At 72.0% G+C, this 3,980-nt stretch carries 3 protein-coding genes; 2 read left to right on the plus strand and 1 reads right to left on the minus strand.

Features of this window, described 5'->3' with window-relative positions:
- Positions 1-1,042: acyl-CoA dehydrogenase family protein (locus tag ACSNOH_RS33745; protein WP_436725262.1), on the plus strand; the 1,042-nt coding region annotated here is incomplete at its 5' end.
- 45 nt (positions 1,043-1,087) lie between these two features.
- Here ACSNOH_RS33745 and ACSNOH_RS33750 read toward each other — a convergent pair.
- Positions 1,088-1,525, minus strand: a complete 438-nt coding sequence (locus ACSNOH_RS33750; protein WP_030369536.1) for a cell division protein SepF — start codon at positions 1,523-1,525, stop codon at positions 1,088-1,090.
- A gap of 286 nt (positions 1,526-1,811) precedes the next feature.
- Between ACSNOH_RS33750 and ACSNOH_RS33755 the strand changes: the two genes are divergently transcribed.
- Positions 1,812-3,116, plus strand: coding sequence for a DUF5685 family protein (locus ACSNOH_RS33755; RefSeq protein ID WP_436725263.1), 1,305 nt, complete (start codon positions 1,812-1,814; stop codon positions 3,114-3,116).
- Positions 3,117-3,980 lie beyond the last annotated feature (864 nt).

The raw sequence follows: 3,980 nt of genomic DNA on the forward strand, positions 1-3,980 counted from the left end.
CGGCGAACTCCCCGTCGTCCGCGAGCTGGCCCGCGAGCTCGGCGCGATTGGCGCCCTCGGCATGCAGCTCGACGGCTACGGCTGCGCGGGCGCGAGCGCCGTGCAGTACGGCCTGGCCTGCCTGGAGCTGGAGGCCGCCGACTCCGGCATCCGCTCCCTGGTCTCCGTGCAGGGCTCCCTCGCGATGTACGCGATCCACCGCTTCGGGTCCGAGGAGCACAAGCAGCGGTGGCTGCCGGCGATGGCCGCGGGCGAGACCATCGGCTGCTTCGGCCTGACCGAGCCCGACCACGGCTCGGACCCCGCGGGCATGCGCACGTACGCCAAGCGCGACGCCGGCGGCGACTGGGTGCTGACCGGCCGCAAGATGTGGATCACCAACGGCTCGGTCGCCGGCGTCGCCGTGGTCTGGGCGCAGACCGACGGCGGCATCCGGGGCTTCGTCGTGCCCACCGACCGGCCCGGCGTGTCCGCGCCGGAGATCCGGCACAAGTGGTCGCTGCGCGCCTCGGTCACCAGCGAGCTGGTCCTGGACGAGGTGCGGCTGCCCGCCGACGCCGTGCTGCCGGAGGTCACCGGGCTGCGCGGCCCGCTGAGCTGCCTGAGCCACGCGCGCTACGGCATCGTCTGGGGCTCGATGGGCGCGGCGCGCACGAGCTTCGAGACCGCGCTCGACTACGCGCGCACCCGCGAGCAGTTCGGGAAGCCCATCGGCGCCTTCCAGCTCACCCAGGCCAAGCTGGCCGACATGGCGGTGGAGCTGCACAAGGGGATCCTGCTCGCCCACCACCTGGGGCGGCGGATGGACGCGGGCACGCTGCGGCCGGAACAGGTGAGCTTCGGCAAGCTCAACAACGTGCGGGAGGCGATCGAGATCTGCAGGACGGCGCGGACGGTCCTGGGCGCGAACGGAATCTCGCTGGAGTACCCGGTGATGCGGCACGCCACGAACCTGGAGTCCGTGCTGACGTACGAGGGCACGGTGGAGATGCACCAGCTGGTGCTGGGCAAGGCGCTCACCGGTCTCGACGCGTTCCGGTAAGCCCCCGCCCGCGCGCGGCTCGCGCCGCGCTCCCGCGCACCGTCCTCAGCTCTGGTTGTAGAAGCCGCCGTTCGCCCGGCCCACCGGCTCCCCGCTGACCACCTTGTAGTCGGCGGGGGTCAGCAGGAAGACCCGGTTGGCCACGCGCTCGATGGAGCCGCGCAGCCCGAACGTCAGCCCGGCCGCGAAGTCCACGACGCGCTTGGCGTCGTTGGGCTCCATGCCCGTGAGGTTGACGATCACGGGCACGCCCTCGCGGAAGAGCTCGCCGATGCCCCGGGCGTCGCGGAAGCCGTCCGGGGTGACGGTGGCGATGCGCGTGCCCTGCTCCTGCGCGGCCTCGTCCGCCACGCGCACCTTCGGGTTGGTGACCCAGGCGTCGCCGGGCTCGGGTCCCTCGGCGTAGTCGTCGTCGTAGTAGCGCTCGTCATCGCTGTCGTCGACGAGGCCGAGCCAGGCACTCGCCTTGCGCACCGATCCCATGAACGCCTCCTCTCACACGCGGTGTGTTCCGTCCGCATCCCTATCGTCGTCCATGATGCGGATGGTGTGCCAAGTGGATGGCCGCCGGACGAGCATTTCGTGACGCATCTGGTGCAAACCGGGTGGCGGTGCGTCAGAAACCCCGCAGGCCCCTTCTTGCACCCTGGACCTGGGCATATGCGGTTACGGCGGGCAGTTCGGGGGCGTGGTGCGGGCCCCGGTCGGGTCGGGTGGTCAGGTGATTAGGATGCCCGGGTCCATTCACACCACACACGGGGGCTGGGTTTTGTTCGGGATCATAAGGCCATGCCGGCACCGGTTGTCAGAAGCCATGCGCACGGAATGGATGGCGCATCTGTGCGGACTGTGCCTCGCGCTGCGCGGCGATCACGGACAGTTCGCGCGCGCGGCAACCAACTACGACGGTCTGGTCATCTCGGTCCTGGTGGAGGCCCAGTCTCCGGCGGACGAGGGCGCCAACTCCTGGCGCCGCACGGCGGGCCCGTGCCCGCTGCGCGGCATGCGCACCGCTTCCGTGGCCAAGGGCGAGGGCGCGCGCCTCGCCGCCTCGGTCTCGCTGGTGCTGGCGTCGGCGAAGATGCGCGACCATGTCGCCGACGGCGACGGCGTGTTGGCGCGCCGCCCGGTCGCCGCGGCGGCGCGCCGCGTGGCCGCGAAGTGGGACCGGGCGGGTGCCCGTACGGGAGCCGACCTCGGGTTCGACACGGCGGTGCTGGTCGACGCGGTCGAACGGCAGGCCGGCATCGAGGCGCTGGCCGGCGCGGGAACGTCACTGCTGACGGTGACCGAGCCCACCGAGACGGCCACCGCCGCGGCCTTCGGCTATACCGCCGTCCTTGCCGGACGGCCGGAAAACAAGGCGCCGTTGGAGGAGGCGGGCCGGCTCTTCGGGCGCCTGGCCCACCTGCTCGACGCGGTCGAGGACCTGGCGGAGGACGCGCAGAGCGGCGCGTGGAACCCCGTCGCGGCGACGGGCACCGGCCTCGCCGAGGTGCGCAGGCTGTGCGACGACGCGGTGCACGGCGTCCGTCTCGCGCTGCGCGAGGTCGACTTCGCGAGCAAGAGCCAGAGCAGGCTGGCGCACGTGCTGCTCGCGCATGAGCTGGAGCGCGCCGTCGACCGGGCCTTCGGTACGGCGAGTTGCGGGCATACCGGGCATGGTAGTCATAACGGGCATGCCGGACACTCCGGGGGTGCGGGGCTTGCGACTGCCGGTGGTGGCCAGGACGGTTCGCCGCAGGGCGCGTTCGGGTCGCCGCCTGTCATGCCGCCGGATCAGATGCCGCCGGGACAGACGCCTCCCGGCGCGCCGCCCGAGCCGCCGCGGCGCGGCCGGCAGCGCGGGCTCATAGCCGGCTGTGCGGTGTGGGCCACGCTTTTCTGTACGTGCCAGGTCTGCTGCCGGGACCCGTACTTCGACCCGTGGGACGGGACGCGGCGGGAAGGCTGGTGCCACAAGTGCGACTGTGACAACTGCGATTGCAGCGGCTGTGGCGATTGCTGCAACTGCTGCGACTGTTGCGAGAGCTGTGAGTGCTGCGACTGCGGCGGTTGTGACTGCGGTTGTTGAGTGCGGGCGGGTGTGGTGTGCAGGTGTGCATGTGTGCGGCTGTGCAGCTGTGCAGCTGTGCAGGGTGTACGAGGGGAGGGTGCGGCGCATCTGCCGCTGATGTGAAGGCCTGACTGATGGGGAAGGGCTTCGCGGTCGGCGCGGTCAGCCCTGACAGCAGGAGTCGCCCGGAAGGGGCGTACGGAAGCCGGGACACGACGCGGACCACACCCGACCGAAGTCGATGTGGTTCCGGGTGACGAGCCGTTGCCCTGGGTGCATGGGCCAAGTGGAACAGCCATCCGTTTCCCCGTCAACCGCCCTGAGACGGCTCGTCCAGGATGTGGACCTGTCGGTGGACAGGCTTGACAGTTGGCCAAGGCACCGGAATAGCCTCGGAGTTCGGCCGTGCTGAGGGGCGCGGCCGGATGCGTCGCGCTCGCCGCGGCTGCCGCCTCCGGTGTGAAGGCACCGTCCCGTATGCACGGAGCCTTTCGCATGCCCTGCCTCGTTGTCACCGGCCGGACCGGTTTTCTCGAACGCATCGCCGCCGATGCGGCCTTAGCTCGCGCTGCCGAGTGCGCCGTCCGTACGCGGTCTCTCCCGCCCGTGGGGCACCGCCGGTCACCGCGGCGGGGACGGCTCCCTGCCCGTGCAACCGGCCGGCGGGCGCCATCCCGAAACCGAGGGCGAGCCCCGGCCGCCCGGGGGTTCGGGGGGCTCGCCCACCGAGAAACGGTGAAAGGGCGGGGCCGGGGCAGCGCCCCCGCCGTAACGGCGCTCAGCCAACCGCTACGTGACCGGCGGTGCCGAACCCGCCTCACGTTCCGAGCGCTCCGGAGCCGCAGCCGCCGGGCGCCGCCGCCCCCGGCCCTTGCCGGGCCC

This window comes from Streptomyces sp. URMC 127, assembly GCF_051386535.1.
Taxonomy (GTDB): domain Bacteria; phylum Actinomycetota; class Actinomycetes; order Streptomycetales; family Streptomycetaceae; genus Streptomyces.